This window comes from uncultured Thiodictyon sp. (genome assembly GCA_903837595.1).
GTDB lineage: Bacteria > Pseudomonadota > Gammaproteobacteria > Chromatiales > Chromatiaceae > Thiodictyon.
In genome coordinates this window covers 1-2,246 of sequence record CAILVI010000320.1, presented here as the reverse complement: position 1 = coordinate 2,246, position 2,246 = coordinate 1, and the positions used below count along the sequence as shown (strand labels likewise).

Sequence of the window (2,246 nt, the reverse complement as noted above, 5' to 3'; positions counted from 1 at the left end):
GTCATGGCCGTTGGCCCAGGTGGCGAAGCCGCGCCGCAGGGAATGGCCACTGTAGCGGTCGGGCGTGGCGATCCCCGCCGCCAGGAGGCGCCGGCGCAGCAGCGGCACCAGGCTGTTGGGGTGCAGGGCCGCGCTGCCCAGGTGGCCGCCGGGGCCGATGCGGCGAAACACCGGCCCCGCGGTCAGTGCGGCCAGGTCGATCCAGTCGCGGTAGGCCGTGACCGGGCAGAGCCGTGAGAGGGCAGGGGCCTTGAATTCCGCCCCAAGCCCATCGTGTTCGGTCTTGGTCCGATGCAGATACAGCGTCATGCCCTCCCCGGGCGTGACCACGATGTCCTCCACGCGCAGCCGGCTCAACTCATCGCTGCGAAAGGCCCGCCAGAACCCGATCAGGATGAGCGCCCGATCCCGGGTGGCCCGCCAGTGGCTCGCGGTGTCGGCCTCCGCTGCCGCCTGGGTGATGGCCGCGACGAGGGTGGCGTCGATCTGCGCCAGTTCGGCGATCGGCAAGGGGAGGGCGCGGCGCTCGCGGGCGGGGTGGAGCGTGCCGATGCCTTTCAGGACTTGGCGCACCAGGGGCGCCTTGGTGGGATCGGGAAACCCCTGGTCGCGATGCCACTGCGCAAGCGCGGCCAGGCGCAGCTTCAGCGTGTTCAGCGACAGGGACGGTGCGTATGCGGCCAGATAGCGGGCGACGGCATCGGCGGTGGCCGGCAGGAACCCGCCCCAGGCCTCCTCGAAATGGCGCACGGCCGACGCGTAACTGCGGCGCGTGTTGTCGCGGGTGGCGGCGGCGAGGTAGCGGTCAAGTTCGGGCATGGTTGGCGGCGCGGGGTCCTGCGGGTGTTGCCCGGGTAGGGGCCTTTTGTACCGGAACCGGGCCGTTTGGGGGGGCTTTTTCGCCTGGACGGGATAATGTTGGATTATCGCATGTGGATATCGGCCAAGAAAAGCTGTCTTCGCTGTGTCGTGATAGGATGTAATATTGCAGTATGTGCCATAGTACGTTATTCAGGCAGACCCCATGGCCCGCGCTGGTATTTCAAAGTATCTCGTTCAGAACGCCCGTGATGCGTTGGTTTCCCGCGGTGAGAACCCCTCCATTGATGCGGTCCGCGTGGAGTTGGGCAACACCGGCTCTAAAAGCACGATCCACCGCTACCTCCAGGAACTTGCGCAGGACGAAGGGACGCGGCTCGACGACGAGCAGCTGCTGACTGCGACCCTCGGGACGGCGGTCGCGGGACTGGCCCGTCAGTTGCGCGAGGAGGCCCGCGTTGTCGTCGATGCGGCAGAGACGCGTCATGCGGCGGAGGCGGGCGCCCAGCGCGCCGAGATCGCCCGGTTGGAGCAGGCACTGGGGGCGGTCCAGGTGCAGGGCGGTCAGCTGGGCGAGGCACTGGCCGGTGAACGCAACGCCCACGCGGCGACCCGCGAGGCGTTACAGCAGGAGCGTATCCGCACGGCGGCCATCGGCAACGAGAACGCGGCCCTGACGTTACGACTGGCGGAGCATCGTCGACACATCGAATCCCTGGAGGAAAAGCACCGGCACGTGCGCGACGCACTGGAGCACTACCGGCAGTCGGTCAAAGACCAGCGGGATCAGGACCAGCGACGCCACGAGACCCAGGTGCAGCAACTTCAGGCCGAACTGCGTCAGCTCGCGCAGACCCTGGTTGTCAAACAGGACGAGGTGACCCGCAGCGGCCAGGATTGCGCTCGGCTGTCCGCGGAGTTGGCCGATGCCCGTCGCGAACTGCGTGAAACAAAGCAGAATTTGCGTGAGGTCCAGCGTGCCAGGGATGATCTGGTCGCCGTCCAGGCGCGCCTGGAGGCCGACAACGCGACCTTGACCGAGCAACTGGCCGTCGTCGACGCCACGCGCCAGACGCTGGTCGCCGAGGAGCGCGCGTTACGGCAATCGCTGGCCGAACAGGACGGGGTCGTGCAGCGTCTGCAGGTGCGGCTCCACGTCCAGGCGTCGCTCTATGGTGACTTGCAGCGGCGCCTTGATGGTTTAGTCGTGCCGTCGGCGCCTGACCATGAAGCGAGGTGAGGATGCATGATTGCCGGGCATCGTTCCCTTACATCGGGCCGCCCCCCCAGGACGGAACCGTTCTAGCCAGGATCCGCTGTTGCAAGCGATGGTTGTCCACAACCCTGGACAATGCCCGGCGGTCGGGGTATAAAGCGTCTCGGTCCCCCGCTGCCGGAGAGCGCGTGCGTGAATCTGCGCGAAGTCG

General features: G+C 67.3%; 1 protein-coding gene and 1 pseudogene. One reads left to right on the top strand and one right to left on the bottom strand.

The window, feature by feature from the left end; translation table 11 throughout:
- A pseudogene (locus QZY44_RS17635) lies at positions 1–819 on the bottom strand (Tn3 family resolvase); the annotation flags it as partial.
- Between the two features lie 205 nt (positions 820–1,024).
- Between QZY44_RS17635 and QZY44_RS17630 the strand changes: the two are divergent.
- A complete protein-coding gene (locus tag QZY44_RS17630; RefSeq protein WP_295449095.1) occupies positions 1,025–2,059 on the top strand; it encodes a DNA-binding protein in 1,035 nt (344 codons plus the stop codon).
- Positions 2,060–2,246: the final 187 nt, after the last annotated feature.

Bases quoted from the DNA above. Each gene is read 5' to 3' on its own strand.
- QZY44_RS17630 (WP_295449095.1), top strand. From the start codon at position 1,025: ATGGCCCGCGCTGGTATTTCAAAGTATCTCGTTCAGAACGCCCGTGAT.